Here is a 22,791-nt window from a genome sequence, read left to right as displayed (position 1 = left end):
AGCGAGACTCTTGAACTTGTAGCCCATGAAGAAAGTTGTCATAAGGGATCATGCATAATGGAGGAACAGATAGAACATACCGTAGTCACATCCTCCATTCATAGTAAAATTATTAGAAATACACTTTTTAGCGTTGCGGGCAATTGGTTTCTCTTGCTGCTGAACTTCATTCTCATCCCCTTTATTATCCGGAAATTGGGTGTTGAACTCTATGGCGGGGCATGGATTATAGGGGCTATTGTATTGTCGTTCATCGGTTTGATTGATTTTGGTATTGGGAGTGCATGCACGAAGTACATTGCAGAATATTATTCAAAACAGGATTATCGCGCGATTAATATTGTTGTCAGCACCGGCATTGCTTTTTCTTTTATCCTCAGCGGAACGTTGGCTGGTCTTTCCTTTTTTCTGGGGAAAGAAGTTGTTTCCCTCTTAAGCATTCCGCAAAATATACAGTCGGAAGCTTATTTTGTTTTTACAACGGCAATGTTTATTCTTGTTCTAGTGAATACGGCTACTCCCATTTCAGTTATTATGATTGCACTTCAGCGAATGGATATTTCAAATAGTGTCATTGTGGTGACAAGTATTTTAAATTTCTGTATGTCTCTCTTGGTTTTGCATCTGGGGTGGGGAGCCAAAGGATTAATATTAGGAACCTTGGCAGTACAACTATTCTCAGTCTCTTGGATGATCTGGTGGGCAAAGAACCTTTTTCCACAGCTTCATCCTCGTCTTGCCAATGTAGACCGGCATGTGATGGCACGATTATTTCATTTTGGAGGAAATCTCCAATTAAGCCGTTTGGCGCAGCTTCTTGTTTTCCAGTTTGATAAAATCGTCGCATTGCGATTTTTTGGTCCCGCTGCATCTGCATTTTATGAAATTTCTGTAAAATTGTCGTCACTGACGCGTTCGATTCCTTTGGTTCTGGCATCAGCTTTATTACCAGCGGCATCGGAATTAGAAACCAATAAGGAAACAACGAAAGTCACACTGCTCTTTGAACGAGCTTCAAAATATATGATTATTCTTGGCCTCCTGGTTACAGGATTTATTTTCACTGAGACTCGATTGATTCTTACTACGTGGCTGGGTAGTACAATAGATACACACGGAATCGAAACCATTACATTCATAGTGAGAATAGTGCTTGTTGGATATTTTATTAATACATCCACCGGTGCTGCAAGTTCTATTGCCGCCGGAATTGGGAAAACTCATTTGGAAAGGAAAATGGGAATTGTCCTTTTTATTCTCAGTCCACTATTCCTCTTCACCTTTCCTCTGATCGCAGGTTTCTATGGCATCCCTGCTGCCACCGCACTTTCACTTGGTATTGCTTCAGGCTATTATATTTATTTATTTTGTTCCTCAATAAACTTACAGGTATATCATTTTTGGCTTTTATTAGTGAAACCGCTCTCAAGTCTCCTGATCGCAATTATCCTTGAGCAGATATTTCATAAAACTTGCTTTCCAGTGAACGTTACATCAAGGATCGATGGCGGAGCTGTCCTTGGTGCTCTCTTTTTTGCTTATGCGATCAGTTATTCCGTCTGTCTAAAATATTTAGGCGCCCTTGATGAATATGACATGAACCTTGTAAAAGCTTTGATACATAAACATTCCAAGAAGGATGTAATCCTATGACCATAGGAGAAGAGATAAAACGTAACACTTTCAGAGATACTCAGAATTATTATCTTGATGCTCCCAATGACCTGTTTTATCCTCGGCTTATCGATTTTGCTGTACATCATTGTGGGAAGTGTATACTCGACCTTGGTTGTGCAACAGGGAACTATACCTTAGAATTATTGAAAAGAGGTTATACCTGTATTGGTGCAGATGTTAATTCAGCGTACATTGCGATCGCCCAAAAACGTGGAATCAAAGCATATGTGGTGAGTGATACATTGCCATTTCCCGACAAATCTTTTGACAGTGTTATTATGTTTGAAGTAGCAGAGCACCTCTCCAATCCGGAGGCAGTTCTCTTAGAAGCCTCCAGAGTGGCACGTAAAAATGTTATTATTTCTGTTCCGAACTGCGAAGGATATGAAGGCCTCATAAAACAAGGATTGATCTTTGAACATTTTCTCGACAGCGATCATAAAAATATGTTTACGGAAACTACTCTGCGGAAATTGCTTTCCGGAATATTCCCTGTCGTCGATATTCAGAAAGGAGATCCAATATATCCTTTGTCTCTTGCGGATGTATCGCAAAATATAATTCTGAAGGTATTAAACAAAATCCATTTGATACGGCCTAAATATTATTTTCGTCTTTATGCTGTAGCGCATATTCAAGATGTAAATACATAATCCTCAAGTCATGAAAACGCCTCTATGTGCTGCAGTAGTAATTCTTTTTCACCCTAAGTGCTCCTTGACACAGAATATCAATTCATTTTTGCCGGACGTTGGAATAATGTACGCCTTTGATAATTCACCGAAGAGCAAAAATGAGTATGTCGAAGAACTTAGAAGAGTGAAAAAGATAGAATACGTCACCTTAGGTCGCAATGTCGGGATTGCAAAGGCACTGAATGACATTGCAAGGATGGCTCTTTTAAAAGGTTATCAATATCTTCTTACCATGGATCAGGATAGTTACTTTACAAGTCCAAATCTCGATTCTATGATCTCTCTCTCGATGAACGATGCACGAATTGGCATTGTGTCACCAGTACATCGTGTCAAAAATGATCTGCCGGAGAAAGTTCAAGGGGAGAGTGAGGAAATCCTCACAACAATGACTTCCGGGAATCTTGTAAATCTGAAAATCTGGAACAACCTTGGTGGGTTCGACGAAAAATTGTTTATTGATTATGTGGATCATGAATATTGCTTAAGAATGAACAAGAACGGATATAAGGTTGTGAGAGCCAATCATATTACATTGGAGCATACCGTAGGCGACTTGAAGCCGCGAAAATTTCTTTTCTGGACTGTGCGCCCCTTAAATCATCCTCCATTTCGTTTATTTTATCAAACACGTAATCGGTTCTATTTAAAAAAAATTTATGGAAAAGATTTCCCTGAATATTTTAGAAGAGATACCAAGTTATATTGGCGAGGGATTGTAAAAGTATTGCTCTATGAAAATCAAAAAATAATGAAAATTCGAATGGTTCTTAAAGGATTTCTGGCTTTATGGCGAAATGATTTTGATGAGCTTTATCCGAACAATGGTACGTATGAAGAATAAAACCGAAAATACTTATAGTGTTTCAATTATTATTGTAAACCATAATGGTAAAGAGCAGGCAGATGAGTGCCTACGATCATTCTTCGCACATGCTCCAGACGCCCCTTTTGAAGTTATTGTTGTGGATAATGATTCCAAGGACGGCAGCGTTGAATTGCTCAAAACAAAATTTCCTCAGATACGAGTATTAGCTCAAAAGGAGAACTTCGGATTTGGCAAGGCAAACAATATTGGCGTGGGTGAATCATCTGGGGAATTCATTTTTTTTGTTAATAATGACACCGTTTTCAAAGAAGATATTGTCACGCCTCTTTGTCAATTCTTGAAAGAAAATCTCTCCTGCGGTGTGGTCGGCCCGTTGCTCCTGAACTCCGATGGCACCTACCAGCATTCATACGGAAAATTTCCATCTCTCTTGAATGAACTTCGTACGAAAAGAGATACGGCTTGGATCAAGAATATCCCGAAAGACCGGTCTCCAAAACAAGTTGATTGGATTTCGTTTGCAGCTGTGATGATGCGAAGGTCGACGTTCGAAGAAGTGAACAGTTTTGATGAGCGTTACTTCATGTATTTAGAGGATGTCGATTTATGTTTCCGATTGCAGAATGCAGGTTATCAATCGTTCTATTGTTCTCAGTACTCTATTATTCATGTCGGAAGAGGTAGCAGGACTGCTGAAAACACCGGTAATGTCAAAATAGAATATCGTCGTTCTCAACTTATTTTTTATCAATTACATAGATCGAGGTACGAGACATTCGCGTTGCGGATGTATCTGGTATTACGGTTTCTGTTTCTCACAATTTCTCGTCGGTTTGACGATCGCCGCCAAGCATACTCTGTCATAAAAATGGCATTATCGTTCAATATACATCGTTCCTAACGCCCGATACGATCTTGATGATGGAATCGAAACATATATTCAAAAGCAGAAAATACCGTTGAAGTCTATTACAATGAGTTGACCATAAAATGAGAATAGGACTTAATGCACAAATATTGACAGATGGACGTACTGGTGTTACACGATTTGCCAAAAATGTTATTCAATTACTTCCGAAGATTGGAGCGAACCACGAATTTGTCGTTTTTGGCAATTCGCCGAGTTTGAAATATGAAGAAAAGAATGTTGAACTTGTCCCGACACATGTGTTAGTGAACTCGTCAACAAAACGCATCGTTTGGGAACAGACAATGCTTCCACGATTATCCAAACAATATAATCTTGACATTATGTTCACTCCTGATCATACTGCTTCATTGTTGTTGCAGAATGTGAAGCAGGCGATTGTTCTTCATGATCTTGCACCATTTGCTATGCCGCAAACATTCAGCACAGTACGCCGATTGTATAAACAAAAGGTTATCTCGCGCTCTGTTCAGAAAGCTGACATTATTCTAACAGATTCGTATGCGACAAAAGCTGAGGCACTATGTTACTTTCCAGATATAGGGAATAAAATCAATGTTGTTCATGCTGGCTTGGAACATTCGATCGAACGAGTAACAGATCAAGAATTATTGTCGGATATTAGAAAGCGTTATGTACTTCGTGATCCATTTCTTCTGTTTATTGGAACACTTGAATCGCGGAAAAATGTTTTACGATTGATAAAAGCATTTGCACAAGGCCGCAGAACATATGGATGGATCCACACTCTTGTGTTGGCAGGTGCTCCTGGATATGGATATCATGAAATAGAACAACTGATTATGAAAGAGGGCGTACAAGATTTTGTAACACTAACGGGTTACATCAACGATAACGAGTTATCAAGTTTTTATACTCTTGCAGATATTTTTATTTACCCATCCTTGTATGAAGGCTTTGGTTTTCCTCCATTAGAAGCTATGAAATGCGGATGTCCGGTTATAGTATCAAATTCAACATCATTGCCCGAAGTCGTCGGTGATGCAGGCCTCTATATCGATCCGTATGATGAGAATACAATATCAGAGAAGATAAACTGTCTGATGAAGGACACCCTTTTACGAAAGAATCTCGTCCAAAAGGGGAGGGAACGATGTCTTCAATTTACATGGGAAAAAACAGTCAGAGGCATTCTCGATGTATTTGTCCAAACATAGTATTTGAGATATTCTGTGAATCGCATCGGTATATTCGGCGGAACGTTCGATCCGCCTCATAAGGGGCATCTTGCCATTGCAAAACAGGCCAAGAAACAACTTGGATTGCACTGTGTCTATTTTGTGCCGGCGTACATTCCGCCACACAAACAACAGCATTCATCGACCATGGCACAGCATCGATTGAAAATGTTGAAGTTGGCCGTGAGTGGAAAAAAAGAATTTAAGGTTTCTACAATCGAGTTAAGGCGCCGGGGAATATCCTACACAGTCGACACACTGAAAACGTTCAAGCGACGATTCCCAAACGCTGAATTAATACTCATTATCGGAGCAGATAATCTGGCACAATTTAATTCATGGAAATCACCGAAAAGAATTCTTAAACTTGCATCACTGGCGGTTTATAAGCGAAAAGGATTCAGGCTCTTATTGAAAGATAGCTCCATTGATTATTTCCTCTTGAAAGGTCGTATGCTGTGCATATCTTCAACCGAGATTAGAAATAGAATTAAAATGGGATTTCCTATTCGAGGTCTGGTACCAAACGCTCTCATTCGCTACATCAACCAGTATTCCCTATACTCCGTTCTGACACATGTGTCCACAAAAAGGCCCAGCCATGAAAACCACCGCATCTACTGATTCTGTAAGGCGCATCATCCAGGCAGAACATCACGATCCATTTTCCGTGCTGGGCGCTCACATTATAGATGTAAAAGGAAAGCATGCTGTCGTCATACGAGCATTTCTACCGGAAGCGAAGGAAGTCAGTGTCATAGATGCAGCGACGTCCACCGAATATGCGATGATAAAAATTAAGGAAGAGGGTTTCTATGAAGTTTTACTTCCAAATTATTCTGAAGTATTCCCATATAAATTGAAAAAAGAGACGCAGGATAATGCAGTAGAAATATTCAGCGATCCGTATTCATTCCTTCCAACACTGACGGAATTTGATTTGTACTTATTTAACAGCGGCGATCACCATCTCATTTATGATAAGTTAGGTGCCCATGCCTATGAAGTACATGGTATGTGCGGTGTACGGTTTGCCGTGTGGGCTCCGAATGCAAAAAACGTCAGCGTCGTCGGAAACTTTAACAACTGGGATCGGCGGCGGCATGCAATGCGCGTACTCGGTGCATCAGGTGTTTGGGAAATATTTATTCCGGGATTACAAGAAGGTGAACTTTATAAATATCAGATAAAAACAAAATCCGGAAACGTTGTCGACAAAGCCGATCCGTACGGAACTGAAATGGAGCTGCGTCCAAAGACTGCATCGAAAATAAACTTTCTTCTCAATCATACGTGGAAGGATGAAGGATGGATAAAACGCCGTGCAGAATCAGACCATCTTGGAGAACCAATATCTATTTACGAAGTACATCTTGGTTCTTGGGCTCGCATTCCAGAAGAGAACAATCGATGGCTGACGTACCATGAATTGGCAGAGAGATTGGTTGCGCATGTTCAAGAGCGAGGGTACACGCACATTGAACTGCTTCCTGTTATGGAGCATCCTTTCGATGCGTCTTGGGGATACCAAGTAACGGGATATTTTGCACCGACGAGTCGATTCGGTACACCGCAAGATTTTATGTTCTTTGTTGATTACTGTCATCAAAATAATATTGGCGTGATTCTTGATTGGGTTCCGGCACATTTTCCCAAAGATCAATTTGCACTTGCTCAGTTTGACGGAACTCATCTCTATGAACACGCCGATCCACGCAAAGGGGAACATCAGGATTGGGGGACCTATATTTTTAATTATGGAAGGAAAGAGGTTCGTAATTTTCTTATCAGTAACGCACTCTTCTGGATAGAAAAATATCACATTGATGGATTACGGATTGATGCAGTTGCATCGATGCTGTACCTCGATTATTCGCGCAAGAAAGGCGAATGGATACCGAATGAATATGGCGGCCGGGAAAATTTAGACGCGATTACATTTCTGAAAGACACAAACAAACTCGTTCATCAATACTACACAGGGATGTTGACTATCGCGGAAGAATCGACAGCCTATCCAGGAGTGACGACAGATCTTCAATATGGCGGACTTGGTTTTAGCCTGAAATGGAATATGGGCTGGATGCACGATATGTTGAAATATTTTTCTCATGACCCGCTCTTTCGCACATATCACCATAACAATCTTACATTCGCACTTCTCTATGCTTTCTCTGAGCGCTTCTTACTTCCACTATCTCACGATGAAGTTGTGCATGGAAAATCCTCGCTGCTTCATAAAATGCCGGGTGATGATTGGCAGAAATTTGCAAATCTACGTTTGCTGTACGGACTCATGTATGGATTTCCCGGAAAGAAATTGCTTTTCATGGGCTGCGAGTTTGCACAGCGTAATGAATGGAATCACGAGCAATCTCTTGACTGGCACCTGACTCAATTCCCACCGCATGCAGGGATGCAGAAATGGATCTCGGATTTAAATCGTGTCTATCGGAAGGAAAGTGCATTGCATCAAGTTGATTTCCATTATTCCGGTTTTGAATGGATTGATTTTCATGACAAAGCAAGCAGTGTTATCACGTTTATGAGGAAATCGTATGACGGAAAAGAGAAGATTGTGGCCGTCTGCAATTTTACACCTGTACCGCGTTATAATTATCGTATTGGAGTTCCAGATGAAGGATCATACAGAGAGATATTAAATAGTGATTCAGCTTATTATGAAGGGAGCAATGTTGGAAATGCTGGAGAGATTCAAGCAGAATCCATCTCTTGTCATAACCGAAAGTTTTCATTGAATCTTACGTTGCCTCCGCTTGCTGCTGTGTTCTTAAAACATGTTTGAATGAATACTCATAATTATTATAGAAGAGGATACTATGTCAGAAATAAAACCAGCCGCTGAACAGCAAGAGAATAGTGTTCTGCGGAGTACACTTCATGAAATAACTCAGCCATTCATCGATTTGTTTCATGTCTCGCGGGCACTTTGGGGAATCAATGTTTCCTTTTTTCTGGAAGGATTGACCTATTTCGGTGTTGTTGGGTTACTCGCTATTTACTTTAATGATTTTATCGGGCTCAATGATATCAATGCAGGGCAAATGGTAGGAGTGCTCACGGCAGGCATTACTCTCAGCATGCTTTTTCTTGGTGCGACAGTTGACATCATTGGATCGAGACGAGCATTGATTCTCTCTCTCATATTTATGCTCGCCGGAAGAATTTTGCTGAGCATCGCACCGCCGCTATTTAGAACGACTGGAATGTGGTCCTCGTCGCACATAGTCGCGATGCTTGGTATTCTTGGAGTTGTGATCGGCTATGGTATTTATATGCCGGGCTGTTACGCAGCTGTGAAATATTTTACAACAGAGAAGACGGCAGCAATGGGATATGCAATGTTGTATGCCTTGATGAACTTGGGCGGATTTCTTCCGGGTTTTATCTCGCCGCCGGTACGGCATGCATACGGTATCCTAGGAGTGTTTTGGGTGTATGTCGTATTAACTGTCTTTGGTATTGCCGTCATTATGATTCTTCTGACGAAGAAAGCGATCAAAGAAGCGCAGGAAGATTCCGGCTGGACTAAGAAAGAAACAAAAACAGAAGAGAAAAAATCGGCTCTGGAACAAATCAAATACTATTTGAAAAATTTTCCAATCAGAGATAAACGATTCATGTTTTTTATTTTCATTCTAATTCCAGTTCAAACATTGTTTGCACATAATTGGCTTACGCTGCCTCAGTATTTCAGCCGGGCGTTTACCGGTGTTGTCAGCAATGATTTTGAATTCTTTGTGAACTTCAATCCTATTCTTATTTTTGTACTCACGCCAATGGTTGCTGCCTTAACCGTAAAAAGTGATACATATAAAATGATGATCATCGGCACATTCGTTATGGCATCACCGACATTTATTCTGGCAATAGGACCGAGTATCTATACTGTCTTTTCATATTTAATTATTATGTCCATCGGTGAAGCGATGTGGCAGCCGCGATTTCTGCAGTGGGTTGCAGAAATTGCACCAAAAGATATGACAGGGATTTATATGGGAATCGGTCAATTTCCATGGTTCTTAACAAAAGTTATCACAAGTCTCTATTCAGGGTGGTTTTTGATGCATTATTGCCCATCCGGAGTTCCTCCATCGCAGATGAATACGGAAGCGATGTGGCTCCTCTATGGTTTCATTGCAATCATCAGTCCAATAGGATTAGTCATTGCTCGTCCTTGGATGATTAAAGGCTTTAAGACAAAGCATGAAGGTTAACCATGCGCCTTGCTATTGTTCAAACGTATCCGGTATTTGGTGAAACTAAAAAGAATATTGATAAAGCGTTGTCGCTGATGGAAACAGCTGCAGCCGATCTCTACGTTCTACCGGAGTTGTTTAACACGGGCTACAATTTTGTTGATGAGACCGAACTGAGAAAGCTGGCAGAGCTAGCAGATGGCGCGACCTTTCGCACGATGAGCGAATGGACAACGAAGCATTCCTGTTATGTTGTTTATGGATTTGCAGAACAAGCAGATAAGATATATAACTCAGCCGCACTTGTTGGTCCTGATGGAATAATTGGAATTTATCGAAAGGTGCATCTGTTCTATAGGGAGAATGTATTCTTCACTCCTGGTAATCTTGGCTTTCCTGTTTTCGATCTGCCCTTTGGTAAAGTTGGAATCATGATTTGCTTTGACTGGATGTATCCTGAAAGTGCCCGTTCGCTCGCGCTCAAAGGCGCACAGCTTATCGTTCATCCGGCAAATCTCGTCTTGCCGAATTGTCCCGATGCGATGGTCACGCGTTGTTTGGAAAATAAAGTATTCACTGCAACAGCAGATCGCGTGGGAGAAGAAAATAGGGGAGGCGTTGAACTGAAGTTCATTGGAACAAGCGAGATCGTTGCACCTAACGGTAAAATTCTTTGCAGGCTTGGAGTTCAAGATCCGGCAATTTCTGTAACCGAAGTTGATCTAGCTCTTGCCTGTAAAAAGCAAATAAATGAATATAATCATTTGTTCAAGGGGCGAAAACCGGATCAATATAACCTGTAACTCTTGCAGCGATAAGAAATTCTCATTTCAATATACAGGGACAACTATGAGTACGGCATTTGTTATCTTCGGAGCATCAGGCGACCTAACAGCAAGAAAACTCATCCCCGCATTGTATAACAACTATCTCAAGAAACGCCTCCCTGAAATAGTTCACATTATAGGATTCTCCCGATCGAAATTTTCCGATGATACATTTCGTGATAAAATGAAGGAAGCAGTTGCTGCATTTGCTCCCGGTGAGTATGATAAAGATGTATGGAAAGAATTTGCTCAAAGTCTTCATTATCAATCGGGAGATATTGAGAATGTTGATTCTTATCATGCCCTCGCACAACGAATCAGCAGGTTCGAGAACCGGCCTGATAATATGTTGTTCTATCTTGCCACAGCCCCTGGGTTGTATTCCAAAATCATAGCAAAATTGCATGAAACATCGTTGACAGTGGAATCCGGTCAAAGCGGTTTCCGGCGAATTGTGATTGAAAAGCCGTTCGGCAAAGACCTTGCGTCTGCGATTGCTCTCAACAGCGAACTTCATTCTGTGGTGCGCGAGCGACAGATTTATCGCATAGACCATTACCTTGGAAAAGAAACTGTACAAAATGTGCTCGTGCTTCGATTCGGCAATGCCATCTTCGAACCGCTCTGGAATAGAAATTATATCGATCATGTTCAAATTACCGTTGCGGAGTCCGTCGGAATCGAGCACCGCACCGGATATTTTGATCAAACAGGAACATTGCGCGATATGTTTCAAAATCATCTCTTAAATCTGTTAATGCTCGTGGCGAAGGAGACACCAGTTGTTTTTGAAGCGGAAGCACTGCATAATGAGAAAGTAAAAGTATTAAAAGCGATAAGAGAAATTCCGCCGGAATATTCATCGCGGTATACGGTTCGCGGCCAATATGATGGATATCTTTCCGAGGAAGGAATACTCACGAACTCCCAGACGGAAACCTATGCTGCAATCCAGATCTATATAGATAACTGGCGTTGGCAGGGCGTTCCGTTTTATCTCCGGTCGGGAAAAAACATGAAACAAAAATCTTCAGAAATAACTATTCAGTTTCGCCGCCCTCCGACGCAAATACTTGATGTAGCAGCAGGGAAGACGGAATTATTCACCAACCGGCTGAGTCTGTGCATTCAACCGGACGAAGGAATCCATCTGTGTTTCCTTGCAAAAGTTCCTGATCAAGGGCTGCAGACCCGTCCTGTTGATATGGATTTCCATTACAGTGATTCCTTCAGCGGGAGCGCTATTCCAGAAGCGTATGAACGGCTCCTACTGGATGCTTTGCATGGTGATGCATCGTTATTTGCCCGAAGTGATGTCATTGAACTTTCTTGGAAATTTATAGATTCCATTAGGTCTGGCTGGGAGAGTGAGTTGGCCCCGCCGTTGCTCCGGTATCAGCCCGGCAGCTGGGGACCGGATGCAGCAAACACCCTCATTGGACGTGAAGGGAGATGGTGGATACAAGATTGTAAGGGACATCAAAAATCTGATCGTGCATGACACAATCTGTGATGATAAAACCAACTCTTGTCCAAATCTGGAAAACCAGAAACGATTTGGAAACATCTGTCGCGAGTAAAATTATTGATGTGATGCACAGATCACTAAAAAAAAATACCAGATGTTGCATTGTTCTCTCTGGTGGTGAAACTCCAAAGATCGTGTATCGTCACATGGGTCAGAATAAACCAAATGGATCAGTTGATTGGAGTCGGGTTCATGTATTCTTCTGTGACGAGCGTGCCGTCCCGCCCGATCATCCGAACAGTAATTATGGTATGATAGAGCGTGAATGGATATCGCACATATCTATCCCTCCGGAAAATGTGCACAGGATAAAAGGGGAAATCGATCCAACCATCGCATCAGAAAAATATGAGCAGGAAATTAGAAATGTTTTCGGTTCTGCTCCTGTAGTATTTGACTTTGTTCTCTTAGGTGTCGGAGAGGATGGTCATACTGCATCATTATTTCCTGGGTCGGATGCCGTACTTGAAAAGAAGGCACTTGTGAGGTCTGCTTTTACGCAACGATTCAATAATTGGCGTGTGACACTGACTGTTCCGGCTCTCAATGCATCCCATGAGATTGTCTTCCTTGCCGCGGGCAAGAAGAAAGCTTCTATTGTTCGGCGTATTCTTGACGCAAAAGTCCCGGATACGAAATTACCTGCGTCATTGATTCGACCAATCGAAGGGAGTTTCTGTTGGATGATCGATGAGGAAGCGGCATTGCAGTTGAAAGAAGACTCTTCAATAATAATTGAAAGAGTTGCGACTTCGGTTAATAAATAAGATCAGTGCCGGCGTGAGAGGGCTATTAAAAGTAAATATTTATCTCATCTTAATGTAACATGAGGCATTTCCTTCCGTATCTCATAATAGTTTCAAGCTAAAATTCTTTTTATCATACATCAGACACTTTAAATGGGACGTAATCCGTCTATGACTATGAAAAAGAAAATCATACTTTCTTCTGTAGCCGTCATTGTATTAGGCGGTGCTTCGTTTCTATTCTTCGGCAGTAATAAATCCTCCGACATAAGCGATCTTCCGAAGATCAAGGTTGTGAGAGGGACGGTGGTAGATAAAGCACTCGCCGTAGGAACTATCGAACCCGAAAATGAGATTTCAGTGAAATCGAAAGTATCGGGAGTGGTCAGCCGCATCTTTGTCGATGTTGGTGTATACGTCAGAGTCGGCGAACCACTCCTTGAAGTGCGACCTGATCCTACACCGCTTGAACTTGCAGACGCCAAACGTCAGGTTCAATTGAGTCAGGTCGATTTAGACAATTTGAAAAAGCAACGCGTGCGTCAGGAAAGCCTGATGAAAAGTCATCTCATTTCCGATAAAGAATACGAGGATTTTCAAAAGCAATATGATGAATCGGAACTTCGGTTGAAAATTGCTATCGAAAAACTTGCCTTGATGGAAAGCGGGAAGATCAAAATTGGCGAAACGGAGATTGAATCGATCATAAAAGCTCCGATTTCTGGATTTGTATTGAATAGAACCATTGAAGTTGGAGATCCTGTAACTCCATTGACGTCGTATCAGGAAGGTACAGTATTAATGAAGATGGCAAATATGGAGCGGTTAATTTTTAAAGGAACAGTGGATGAAATCGATGTGGGAAAGATGAAAGAAGGAATGGATGTTGAAATGAAAGTGGGTGCATTGCCGAGCGATACTATTCGCGGCATTCTTCGAAAAATCTGGTTAAAGGCAGAAAAGAAAGATAACTCTACAGTATTCCCGATAGAAATTCTTATTCCCGCTGCAAAGAATGCTGTTCTTCGTGCAGGCTATTCTGCAAATGCCAACATCATCATTCAAAAGAAAACCAACGTTTTGACAATTCCTGAACGTGTCATTACCTTCAGTAATGACTCAGGATTTGTTAATGTTGCAAGGGGAAAAAGCAAAGATGAAAAACATTATATCAAGACAGGCTTGAGCGATGCGATTAATATTGAAGTTGTTTTTGGTTTGAGTGATAGTGACGAAGTATTTGAAAAACCTGTAAAGAAAATCGATTAGTTGAGATTCTTATGGAGACGTTTCGCACAATTATATCGGAATTTATTGTCGATTTAAAGGCGCAGAAGCTGCGGGCTTTTCTCACGATGTTCGGAATTATTTGGGGAACGGTGGCTATCGTTGTGCTGGTAGCCTTTGGTGTTGGGTTTAGGAAACAAACCATGGCGAATATGCATGGCATTGGCGAAGGGCTTGCGATTGTGTGGCCCGGGAAAACAACGAAACCGTACGCAGGTTATGGAATTGGGAGATCACTGTCGTTCGTTGAAGAGGATACAAAACTCATTGCTGCACAGGTACCGAATGTTTCCGGCATCAGTCCGGAATTTGGCAAACGGACACCGACACGTGTCGGAGAAAATATTCTGACTCCGCTTATCTCTGGGGTCAATGTGGTCTACGGTGATATACGCAATATTAATCCGGAAGCCGGTGGGCGATATATTAATACGCTCGATATTCAAGAGAGGCGCCGTGTCGCTGTTATCGGCGACAAGGTGAAAGAATTTCTTTTCGCCGAACAAAACGCGATTGGTAAGACGATTTTCATCGGTCGAACACCTTTTACTGTTATTGGAGTTATGCAAAAGAAAACACAACCGTCATCGTATAATAGCAGAGATCAGGATCGTATCTTTATCCCACTCACAACGTTTGAATCTGTTTATGGCTCGGTCTATTTGAATAATATTATTTATCAGGTGAGAGATCCCCGTTTGGGTGAAGAAACTGCACAACAGGTTCGGGAAGCACTGAGCAAGAAGTACAGATTCGATCCAACAGATCAAAATGCAGTATGGATTTGGGATACCACTGATTTTGACCGGTTGGCATTCTATATGTTTCTTGGAATCAATATCTTTCTCGGTCTTATCGGTAGTTTTACGCTGGGAGTTGCCGGGCTCGGTGTCGCGAACATCATGTTTATCGTTGTGCAGGAGCGCATTAAAGAAATCGGTGTGAAGCGTGCCGTTGGTGCAACGAAAGTAAATATTCTTTTTCAATTCTTTTCTGAAACTTTCTTTATAGTCTTTACAGGCTCAGCGATTGGATTTATTATTTCGTATGGCATTATCGCTGCTTTAAGTTTCTTACCGATCAAAGAATATGTGGGAACACCAATTTTGTCGATGGAAGTTGTCCTTATCACAGTATTCGTTTTGATTACTGTTGGTTTATTAGCAGGATTGATGCCCGCTCGGCGCGCATCCAATCTTGATGTTGTTGAATGTCTGAGAACATAATTTTCTTGTCACTTCATTCATAGCTTATTATGTTTTTTGAACTATTTAGAGATTTCCTGTATGATCTTCGTGCGCATCGTACACGTGCCGCATTGACGCTTATCGCCATCACGTGGGGGACGATTGCCGTTGTACTGCTTCTGTCATTTGGGCGGGGGCTGGGTGAGCAAATGATGAAAGGAATGATGAATGCTGGTAATCGTATCATTATTTTATACGGTGGGGAAACTGGGCTTGTGTATCAGGGATTACCAAAAGGAAGAAGAATTCGGTTTGTTGAGGAAGATGTCGAATTAATTAGTAAGTCTGTACCGGGTATAGGTTTGATTTCTCCTCAGTATCATAATAATGTGACTCTTAGTTACGGGAAAAATAATACAACGACGGAGTGTGAGGGAGTTGATCCCGGATTTGAAGAAATGCGGCGTATGTATCCGGCAAGCGGCGGACGATTTCTTAATGAAGTGGATGTCGAGCAGCAGAGACGCGTTCTTGTCCTTGGCACAAAAATCGCAAAGGATCTTTTTAAAGAGGAAGATCCGATAGGCAAGACCATTATGGTTGATCGCGTTCCCTACATTATGGTTGGCATCATTCAAAAAAAAGTACAAACAGCGATGAATAACGGTCCCGATACTCGTCGCGCGATTATACCATATACGACATTTCGTACATCCTATGGATATAAAAATGTGAATAGCATTGTCCTCCAACCGTCGGATCCGGGCAGACAGGAAATGATAAAAAGTTCTATTTATGAAGTCCTCGGCCGTAAATACAGATTTGATACGAAAGACGAGCGCGCTCTTCAGATGTGGGATTTTATCGAAGCTGAAAAGATCAGCAATAAAATCGGGTTTGGTGTTTCTATCTTTCTTTTCTCTATTGGATTCCTTACGCTGCTTATTGCAGGTGTTGGAGTTGCTAATGTTATGTATGTTGTTGTGAAAGAGAGAACAAGAGAAATTGGCATCAAAATGGCAGTCGGTGCACGTCGGAGTTATATAATGGCGCAGTTTATTTTCGAATCATTACTCCTTGCTCTTTCAGGAGGTACGATCGGGATTTTATTCTGCTATGCGATTGTATCGATAATGTGGATGTTTCCCGCAGAAGAGGGGGCTATGCAGTTTGTTGGCAGGCCTGTTCTTTCTTTCTCACTCGTTCTTATCACGGTCGGAATTCTTTCTGCGATTGGTTTTATGGCAGGAGTTTTTCCTGCCCGCAAAGCCGCCAGCGTTGATCCGGTCGAATCGCTGCGCTACGAATGAACGCGACACTTTTATTTTCCTCGTTCAGATTATTGTATGGGCTCGTTTCTCTTCTTTGGTCTTATCCCATCGGTTTAGTAGTCTCAACCCATCGGTTCTGACGAAAATCCGCAACAATCTTCATAGTTTATCGTTGTCAATAGCATAATTACAAAGTCTGAAATCAATGTATGAGGGGTTACAATGAAATTGAACATTCATTTGGTCTTTATGGTCTTATTCCTTATTCCATTGTGCATCCGGGCACAGACAAACATACCGAAAGGAACAATCAAAGGAAAGGTAGTGGATGGCGAATCGAAGCTTGATTTGGTCGGGGCGCAAATATTTATCAAAGAAACGAAAGCAGGAACATCTGTCGTATGTGTTGCGTATATATGTTTGTTATGTGCCATAGCCATCTTGAAAGGAATTAGTATCATGCGATTCGCCAACTACAAAGTGTTTCTTTTCACACTCGCTGTGTGCGTCTCTTGCGCGAATGCGCAACAGGCAGACTCGATGACTTACGCAGCGGTAACGCTTCCCAAAACAGAGGTCAGGTACATACATTCCTCAATCATCGGCGAAGAGATCAAGATTTTCGTATCATTGCCGGAAAACTATCGGTTGACTGATACAACCTATTATCCGGTTCTGTATTTAACAGATGCAAATTTGATGTTTGCTGCTACAGATGAGATTATTCGAATGATGCAGATAGGCAGGGAATTGCCGCAACTTATTCTCGTCGGCCTGGGGTATAAGACAGACAATTTGAGTACGGTATTCAAGTTGCGCAGCGGAGACCTTACCCCAACCCCAATTCCTGATCCTCAGAAGCTCGGTTGGCCGACGGGTGGCGCGCCGCGGTTCATCCGGTTTATGAGGGAAGAACTCTTCCCCTTTATCACGAAGAATTATCGGGTGTCGGGGGATGTGGGATATGCCGGGTATTCGTACGGAGGTCTCTTTGGACTCTATGCGCTTTTCCACCAACCCGAAATGTTCAAGAGGTATATCATCGGAAGTCCATCCATCTGGTTCGACAGTCTTGTCACGTTTAAGTATGAAGCGGAGTATGCAGCCGGACATTCGGATCTCCCCGCAAGGGTGTTCATATCAATCGGGGGACTCGAACCACGCGCTTACACCGAGACTGCGACGACAACGAATGTGAAGCAACTTGAGGACTTACTGCAGAGCAGGCATTATCCGGGTCTTCATCTGCAGACCGTGGTGTTCGAAAGAGAAACACATCTTTCCGGGGTCGCTCCATCAATCAGTCGCGGCCTTCGGGAAATATACAAAGAATAGCAGTTGGCGTCGGCTACGGCACATAACACGGCAAACAACGACACTCGCTCATTTGATATGGCTGAGGAAAGGCTCAGTAAGAAAATCAATTGTGCTCGTTCCACTGTTTTGTTCAAGAAAGATTTGTCGTTTGATAGTTCGCAAAACGGCGGCGTTGTTTGCCGAAACGATATTTCACTTGAAAAGGAAGAAAACGAACAATGATGCCGATCCATGGTCGATCTGGAAATCTCATTGCACAAGTTATACCTTGTGTGGTATGGATTTTGGTCTTGAGTTTTTCTGCGACTTATGCTCTCTCCGCACAAGAACAGAGCAAAATGGAAGTGCGCGATACTCTTGTCAAAAAACCGCTTATCAATCAATCTCTCTTACGTAGTTTTGACGCAGACATTCTTCTTCCATCATCATTGCGCGACGTCCCTGAATATGTACCATTGTCTTTGCATCAATCAATCACGAGTCTTCCAACTTCACTTTCCGGACAATTCCAACAACAGATCGATGTTGTCTCACCATGGAAACAGGAATTGGCTAAACAGAACGAGTTCCGTATGCTTAAGACACTTCTTGGAGCTGTTCAGGCTGGCGGTACTGCATATCTTCTGTACGAGCACATCAGGAAGTTCGGGTTGAAATAGAAATACATGTTGTTTTATTCGCTGGAAACGAGGGATCGGCCGAAACTTAACTCAGCGGTCGCTAGACGCACTTCTCAGGGTTGGGATTACAAAATGCCATTTCTTTGTCTATCGTGACAACAAGGAAGCGGAATTATTCTGTGACCGCATGGGATGGCAGAAGCGAACAACGCTTGATATATTTTCGAAAGATGTATAATCATCCGGTGACCCGGTTTATTTTTTCTATCTATGGATATTGAAAAAGAAATACTTGCCGTTCGCACAAAAGAGCAAGTAGTAAAGCTTGTCAAGTGGGTGGGGAAAGACAAGAACCGCTTTCAACTGTTGATGGAATTATTCCTGCAAGGGGAGGCTCCGCTGGCGAAGAAATCAGCTTGGATTATCGGTCATTGCGCTGAATTACATCCCGAGTTGGTTTCCCCATGGCTTAAACCAATGATAAAAAAAATGCAGGAACCATGGGTGCCCGACGCCGTGAAGCGCAATGTTGTGCGTATACTTCAGTTTGCAGACATACCGCGCGAGTTGCAGGGAGTTGTGGCAAATCTTTGTTTTGCACTAATCTCTTCGATCGATGAACCTATTGCTGTGAGAACATTTTCTATGACAGTGCTTGCAAATATTACGCAGGAAGAGCCGGAACTCAAGAGGGAGCTTGAGATTATAGTACGGAAAATGCTTCCCTATGCGACTCCTGCATTTCGTGCGCGCGCAAAAAAAGTACTTAAGTCAAATAGAGAAGAAGAATGGGAGTATGGAGGAGACATCAAAACATTTGTCGGACGTTGAAATACGGTGAAGTCATCCTTCTTACCGCTCGGACTCTTTGCATACGGAACATTCTCAACACAACGAATGTATCTCGATGCTGGGGACAAGTTGTTTCTTTACACAGACGGTCTCAGCGAAGCTCGTAATTCGGCCAATGAACTGTACGGCGAAGAACGATTCATCCATCTCATATCTTCGCTCATTTCTTCCTGACATTCAACAGTATAACACTGCCGGGAGTACGACTAAGTGTTACTCTCTTCTTTTTTATTCCCTGATCCAAAGATGATATCTTTATAACGCTGGTATGCGTATGATACAGCGAGTAATATTAACCCGAGTCCAATGAATGAGAAGATGCGATACAATGTTTCAAGGTATGATAGATCGTAGATGAATATTTTCAGAATGGTGAATCCGAACAGAACGAACGCAATGATTCGGATGCTGCGCAGCGAACGCCAGAATCCCAGAGCAATCAGCAGCAGGGAATAGAGGAGCCAGGCGCCAGACAACGAAAGTTGCTCAAGATTATTCAGATGACGAAGAGTTTCATTGCTGGCCTGCGTTGATACAATCTGCTGCTCAAAGTAATCTCGGGTCTCTCCTGTAAGCAGGACAAGGGATAACACGATAATCCCGATTTGAAATGCCTGAAGGATCTCTTTTTTCCATATATTTTCCATAGATGGCGAAGCAAGTAAAAACTGTTGAATAAACAATACCGCAATTACGAATAATCCACAGGCAAAGCGGGTGTTCAAAATTACTTGGAAAGAAGTTATGGGAGAATACTCGATACCCCGAACGATGATAGTACACACACTGAGGAAGAGAATAGACAAACCCGAATTACGAAATTTAGATAGTTCAGTTTTCTGTGCGATCAAGATCATCGGCAGAGAGAGTGCTGCCCAAACGACAGCAAATGCCATCAGCCGCGAATAGGCCAGTATTTCTATGGCATCTTCTGCTTGATCGATCATGTGAAGTCGGAAGTAATCGTTCAACTCCACGGTAACAAATGTGAAGAGGAGAGCCGAAAAGAGATATACTAACGATGGTGTGTAAATTTTCATCCATTGTTTTACGTTTTGAATCGCCCTCATCCTCCAATAATGTAAAAGAACTCCTACGAGTACCAAAACAAAAGCCATTGCCCGGAAGTTTAAGACAGGAATAAATTCTGCAATTGGGGCGTACTCTAATCCTAAGAGAAAGAGTGTGCCTGACGTGAGAATAAGAAGACCCAAAGATGAGACGATCAATGGCTCAAGGTTCTGACGCGATCCAGCCCATAGAAGTGGAATAGAGAGTACAAGCCATACAATAGAAAAGACAATCGGGCGCAGAAAGTTCAACGACTCTGCATGGGAGCCGCTTGCCGCAAGAATTTTCAGTCGAAAGAAGTCAGTTGTTTCTACCGTCACCAACGTAAAGAGTATGATGCACCATGCGAAATGAAAAGTATTCGTTAAAGAGATGGTATTTATCTCGAACCGCGGAATGCGATAAGCACTGACCCCGACTGTGAGGGCAAGAATAACGAAAGCCAGACATCGTTCATTAAACAATATTTGGAAAGAATCAATCGGGTCAAATCCAAAAGTCCCATGTGTAGCAATTAGTTTTACTGTTGCGAAAAGAAATAACGCTATTGCGCTGAATGAAACAAATTGTTTCTTCCATCTGATCCCGATCCACAAGAGTGCTGCAGCTTCTATTGCCCATCCGATGACCGTTTGAAAATCTTCAAAATGAATAGCTGTTGCCAGTACAGCAAGGGCGATCGCAGTGAGGACATATCTCATGATGACGAGTTCATGAATTGCTGTTCGGAGCTTCAGCCACCAATATACTCCGATATATATACCGGCGAGTGCAGCAGTCACTCCTGCCATCCACTCATGGTGTTTGTAATCGATGAGGCCGTACAATACAATATAGTACAGGATCGTATTGACAGCGGCAACAGCGTGCTGCAAGGGAACTGTATCGAACTTCAAGAACCGAAGGCGTGCAAAATCTAATCCGAAAAAGAGGATCCAAAATACCGAGATGAAAAATACAGTGATAATCAGATCGGATTCCTGATAGAATTTAAAATACCATGCAAAGTACATAATCCATGTTGATGCCAGCGTGAGGGGTTCGATCACGCCCCATTTATTTTTCATGAAGACGATAGCAAGCAGCCCGACATTCAGCAGAGCGATATAAGTGAATAATCCTATCTCGTTTGCCGAACCGGTACTGAGCATAATCGGAGTGAGAAATCCGCCTGCCCAACCGAGCATACCGATTGCGAGCGAGTCATAATAAATCCCCAGTGCCAGCGAGAGGGCCGTGACACCTGACATCAACACAAATGCTGCCCATTGAGGCATCAATGCATAAAAGTTGAAGGATGCATAGACAGATAAATAGAGGATTGCGATACCGGCACCTAGCAATCCCTGTGAAAAAATCTGAAATCCCTTTTGATGTGTCCGGTAGGCCAGACCAAGAGAGATAAATCCTACTGTCGCACCAATCAACACACGTACTGTTTCCGATAACCAATTATTATCGAAGGCATACTTAAGGAAGAATCCCAATCCGATAATCAGAGCCAGTGCACCGATACGATTAAGTAATTTTCCACCGATAAAAGATTCCCATTCTTCACGACTGCGTGATTTGGGTTCATCAACCTTAGCTTGCGTATCAGAAGCAGGTAAAGAGATTGTCGCTGGTGCCAACGGTATCGTTTCTGCCGATTTGGAAAGCGAAATTGGTTTCGATACTGGTTTTGCAAATGTATCCGGCAAAACGCCGGCTGCGGAGGACGATTCTTCAGCTTGTTCGGAATCACTGTATTTCTCCGGTTTATCCTTGACCAGTTCAGTATCCTTTGTCTGGATGCTCTCCAGAAGTTTAGCTGATCTTAGTGAACGCCATTCCAGATCCTCAACTCTTACTTGAAGCTTTGTTATACGAGCAAATACGATTGCGAGAAGAATGATGAGAGCGATGACAGCAATAGTTAGTATTTCCATGCTTCCTCCCTCCAAGTTTTAAGAATGACATTAATATTCGGCAGTGTCATAAGCAGGAACCTGATAATCAAAAAGGATTCACCTTCATAGTGATAGAATTTCTGTTGTGGAGTATAATAAATATTTTATCACAATGAAAGTAACTTGCGTATTCTTCCACTTCAAAGTCGTGGATTCATTTACTGGGCTTACTTGTCCGATCGCTGAAAGCGGTCGGAGAGGTGATCTCAAGCAAAAACTTTCCTTATCCCCGGCATCTGGCACTGTGTCAGCCGTCCTTTATTTTGAAAAGACACCCCACTATGCGGGATGATAGTATCAGGCCTCCTGCGGGGATTTTTGTTGTATTTCGGTTTGCTGTTGCCTACATTTTACTATTCTCAGTGCAAGAAGCACGTTGGGGCGGAGAATATCCTGCCTTTATTTTTTGCAGTGTAGAAATCGTTTGCCAGCCAACATCCTAGCGAAAGGGCATTATACAATGCCGGACAGCGATGTTTCTGATTTGCAGGATTTGATCTTCTATATAATCTTAACCAGCCTGTATCATTATTCATACAGTACGATAAGCATCCGAAAAGAGTTGACGTCTGTTTGTTAAAAGGAATA

General features: G+C 42.3%; 20 protein-coding genes. 19 read left to right on the top strand and 1 reads right to left on the bottom strand.

Annotated features, from left to right (window positions below):
* Nucleotides 1–57 precede the first annotated feature (57 nt).
* The 19 genes from NTX44_07755 (at nt 58) to NTX44_07665 (ending at nt 19,357) form a co-directional block, all read left to right on the top strand.
* The gene (locus tag NTX44_07755; protein MCX6121500.1) at nt 58–1,653 is read left to right on the top strand and encodes an oligosaccharide flippase family protein; all 1,596 of its coding nucleotides are present in this window, start codon (nt 58–60) and stop codon (nt 1,651–1,653) included.
* Nucleotides 1,650–2,330, top strand: coding sequence for a class I SAM-dependent methyltransferase (locus tag NTX44_07750; GenBank protein MCX6121499.1), 681 nt, complete (start codon nt 1,650–1,652; stop codon nt 2,328–2,330). The genes NTX44_07755 and NTX44_07750 overlap by 4 nt, the downstream gene beginning before the upstream one ends.
* 10 nt (nt 2,331–2,340) lie before the next feature.
* Nucleotides 2,341–3,216: a glycosyltransferase family 2 protein gene (locus NTX44_07745; protein ID MCX6121498.1), complete on the top strand. Its 876-nt coding sequence runs from the start codon at nt 2,341–2,343 to the stop codon at nt 3,214–3,216.
* Nucleotides 3,206–4,102, top strand: a complete 897-nt coding sequence (locus tag NTX44_07740; protein MCX6121497.1) for a glycosyltransferase family 2 protein — start codon at nt 3,206–3,208, stop codon at nt 4,100–4,102. Before NTX44_07745 ends, NTX44_07740 begins: the two co-directional genes overlap by 11 nt.
* An 89-nt stretch (nt 4,103–4,191) precedes the next feature.
* Nucleotides 4,192–5,307, top strand: coding sequence for a glycosyltransferase family 1 protein (locus tag NTX44_07735; GenBank protein MCX6121496.1), 1,116 nt, complete (start codon nt 4,192–4,194; stop codon nt 5,305–5,307).
* A gap of 15 nt (nt 5,308–5,322) precedes the next feature.
* The gene (nadD, locus tag NTX44_07730; GenBank protein ID MCX6121495.1) at nt 5,323–5,952 is read left to right on the top strand and encodes a nicotinate-nucleotide adenylyltransferase; all 630 of its coding nucleotides are present in this window, start codon (nt 5,323–5,325) and stop codon (nt 5,950–5,952) included.
* Nucleotides 5,930–8,134: a 1,4-alpha-glucan branching protein GlgB gene (gene glgB / locus NTX44_07725; protein MCX6121494.1), complete on the top strand. Its 2,205-nt coding sequence runs from the start codon at nt 5,930–5,932 to the stop codon at nt 8,132–8,134. The genes nadD and glgB overlap by 23 nt, the downstream gene beginning before the upstream one ends.
* Before the next feature lie 34 nt (nt 8,135–8,168).
* Nucleotides 8,169–9,566, top strand: coding sequence for an MFS transporter (locus NTX44_07720; GenBank protein MCX6121493.1), 1,398 nt, complete (start codon nt 8,169–8,171; stop codon nt 9,564–9,566).
* Nucleotides 9,567–9,568: 2 nt separating this feature from the next.
* Nucleotides 9,569–10,351 (top strand): hypothetical protein, encoded by a 783-nt coding sequence (locus NTX44_07715; protein ID MCX6121492.1) that lies wholly within the window; start codon nt 9,569–9,571, stop codon nt 10,349–10,351.
* Nucleotides 10,352–10,397: 46 nt separating this feature from the next.
* Nucleotides 10,398–11,876 carry a glucose-6-phosphate dehydrogenase gene (gene zwf, locus NTX44_07710; GenBank protein ID MCX6121491.1) on the top strand — a complete coding sequence of 493 codons (1,479 nt, stop codon included), beginning with the start codon at nt 10,398–10,400 and terminating at the stop codon, nt 11,874–11,876.
* Nucleotides 11,877–11,887: 11 nt separating this feature from the next.
* Complete coding sequence (gene pgl / locus NTX44_07705; protein ID MCX6121490.1) at nt 11,888–12,670, top strand: 6-phosphogluconolactonase; 783 nt, start codon at nt 11,888–11,890, stop codon at nt 12,668–12,670.
* Between the two features lie 150 nt (nt 12,671–12,820).
* A complete protein-coding gene (locus NTX44_07700) occupies nt 12,821–13,918 on the top strand; it encodes an efflux RND transporter periplasmic adaptor subunit (GenBank protein MCX6121489.1) in 1,098 nt (365 codons plus the stop codon).
* An 11-nt stretch (nt 13,919–13,929) separates the two neighbouring features.
* Nucleotides 13,930–15,162, top strand: a complete 1,233-nt coding sequence (locus NTX44_07695; protein MCX6121488.1) for an ABC transporter permease — start codon at nt 13,930–13,932, stop codon at nt 15,160–15,162.
* A gap of 29 nt (nt 15,163–15,191) precedes the next feature.
* Nucleotides 15,192–16,433, top strand: coding sequence for an ABC transporter permease (locus tag NTX44_07690; protein MCX6121487.1), 1,242 nt, complete (start codon nt 15,192–15,194; stop codon nt 16,431–16,433).
* Nucleotides 16,434–16,616: 183 nt separating this feature from the next.
* On the top strand, nt 16,617–17,729 hold the full coding sequence (locus NTX44_07685) for an alpha/beta hydrolase-fold protein (GenBank protein MCX6121486.1): 1,113 nt from the start codon (nt 16,617–16,619) through the stop codon (nt 17,727–17,729).
* A 3-nt stretch (nt 17,730–17,732) separates the two neighbouring features.
* A complete protein-coding gene (locus NTX44_07680) occupies nt 17,733–17,933 on the top strand; it encodes a hypothetical protein (GenBank protein ID MCX6121485.1) in 201 nt (66 codons plus the stop codon).
* A complete protein-coding gene (locus NTX44_07675) occupies nt 17,930–18,370 on the top strand; it encodes a hypothetical protein (protein MCX6121484.1) in 441 nt (146 codons plus the stop codon). The genes NTX44_07680 and NTX44_07675 overlap by 4 nt, the downstream gene beginning before the upstream one ends.
* Nucleotides 18,371–18,601: 231 nt before the next feature.
* Complete coding sequence (locus tag NTX44_07670; protein ID MCX6121483.1) at nt 18,602–19,162, top strand: hypothetical protein; 561 nt, start codon at nt 18,602–18,604, stop codon at nt 19,160–19,162.
* Between the two features lie 6 nt (nt 19,163–19,168).
* Complete coding sequence (locus NTX44_07665) at nt 19,169–19,357, top strand: SpoIIE family protein phosphatase (GenBank protein ID MCX6121482.1); 189 nt, start codon at nt 19,169–19,171, stop codon at nt 19,355–19,357.
* 32 nt (nt 19,358–19,389) lie between these two features.
* Here NTX44_07665 and NTX44_07660 read toward each other — a convergent pair whose 3' ends face one another.
* A complete protein-coding gene (locus NTX44_07660) occupies nt 19,390–22,182 on the bottom strand; it encodes a DUF2339 domain-containing protein (protein ID MCX6121481.1) in 2,793 nt (930 codons plus the stop codon).
* Between the last annotated feature and the right edge of the window lie 609 nt (nt 22,183–22,791).

The sequence above is a fragment of the Ignavibacteriales bacterium genome (assembly GCA_026390575.1).
In the GTDB taxonomy this organism is placed as follows: domain Bacteria; phylum Bacteroidota; class Ignavibacteria; order UBA10030; family UBA10030; genus Fen-1298.
Note: the sequence above shows the minus strand (reverse complement) of the source record. Positions and strands in the feature narration are given on the sequence as shown.

What these genes read in the sequence shown, in the direction of transcription:
- NTX44_07690 (MCX6121487.1), top strand. Translation starts at nt 15,192, where the DNA reads ATGTTTTTTGAACTATTTAGAGATTTCCTGTATGATCTTCGTGCGCAT.
- NTX44_07660 (MCX6121481.1), bottom strand. Translation starts at nt 22,182, where the DNA reads ATGGAAATACTAACTATTGCTGTCATCGCTCTCATCATTCTTCTCGCA.
- NTX44_07745 (MCX6121498.1), top strand. Translation starts at nt 2,341, where the DNA reads ATGAAAACGCCTCTATGTGCTGCAGTAGTAATTCTTTTTCACCCTAAG.
- NTX44_07740 (MCX6121497.1), top strand. Translation starts at nt 3,206, where the DNA reads ATGAAGAATAAAACCGAAAATACTTATAGTGTTTCAATTATTATTGTA.
- glgB (MCX6121494.1), top strand. Translation starts at nt 5,930, where the DNA reads ATGAAAACCACCGCATCTACTGATTCTGTAAGGCGCATCATCCAGGCA.
- zwf (MCX6121491.1), top strand. Translation starts at nt 10,398, where the DNA reads ATGAGTACGGCATTTGTTATCTTCGGAGCATCAGGCGACCTAACAGCA.
- NTX44_07685 (MCX6121486.1), top strand. Translation starts at nt 16,617, where the DNA reads ATGAAATTGAACATTCATTTGGTCTTTATGGTCTTATTCCTTATTCCA.
- NTX44_07670 (MCX6121483.1), top strand. Translation starts at nt 18,602, where the DNA reads ATGGATATTGAAAAAGAAATACTTGCCGTTCGCACAAAAGAGCAAGTA.
- NTX44_07755 (MCX6121500.1), top strand. Translation starts at nt 58, where the DNA reads ATGGAGGAACAGATAGAACATACCGTAGTCACATCCTCCATTCATAGT.
- NTX44_07700 (MCX6121489.1), top strand. Translation starts at nt 12,821, where the DNA reads ATGACTATGAAAAAGAAAATCATACTTTCTTCTGTAGCCGTCATTGTA.
- NTX44_07735 (MCX6121496.1), top strand. Translation starts at nt 4,192, where the DNA reads ATGAGAATAGGACTTAATGCACAAATATTGACAGATGGACGTACTGGT.
- NTX44_07675 (MCX6121484.1), top strand. Translation starts at nt 17,930, where the DNA reads ATGATGCCGATCCATGGTCGATCTGGAAATCTCATTGCACAAGTTATA.
- NTX44_07720 (MCX6121493.1), top strand. Translation starts at nt 8,169, where the DNA reads ATGTCAGAAATAAAACCAGCCGCTGAACAGCAAGAGAATAGTGTTCTG.
- pgl (MCX6121490.1), top strand. Translation starts at nt 11,888, where the DNA reads ATGATAAAACCAACTCTTGTCCAAATCTGGAAAACCAGAAACGATTTG.
- NTX44_07695 (MCX6121488.1), top strand. Translation starts at nt 13,930, where the DNA reads ATGGAGACGTTTCGCACAATTATATCGGAATTTATTGTCGATTTAAAG.
- NTX44_07715 (MCX6121492.1), top strand. Translation starts at nt 9,569, where the DNA reads ATGCGCCTTGCTATTGTTCAAACGTATCCGGTATTTGGTGAAACTAAA.
- NTX44_07750 (MCX6121499.1), top strand. Translation starts at nt 1,650, where the DNA reads ATGACCATAGGAGAAGAGATAAAACGTAACACTTTCAGAGATACTCAG.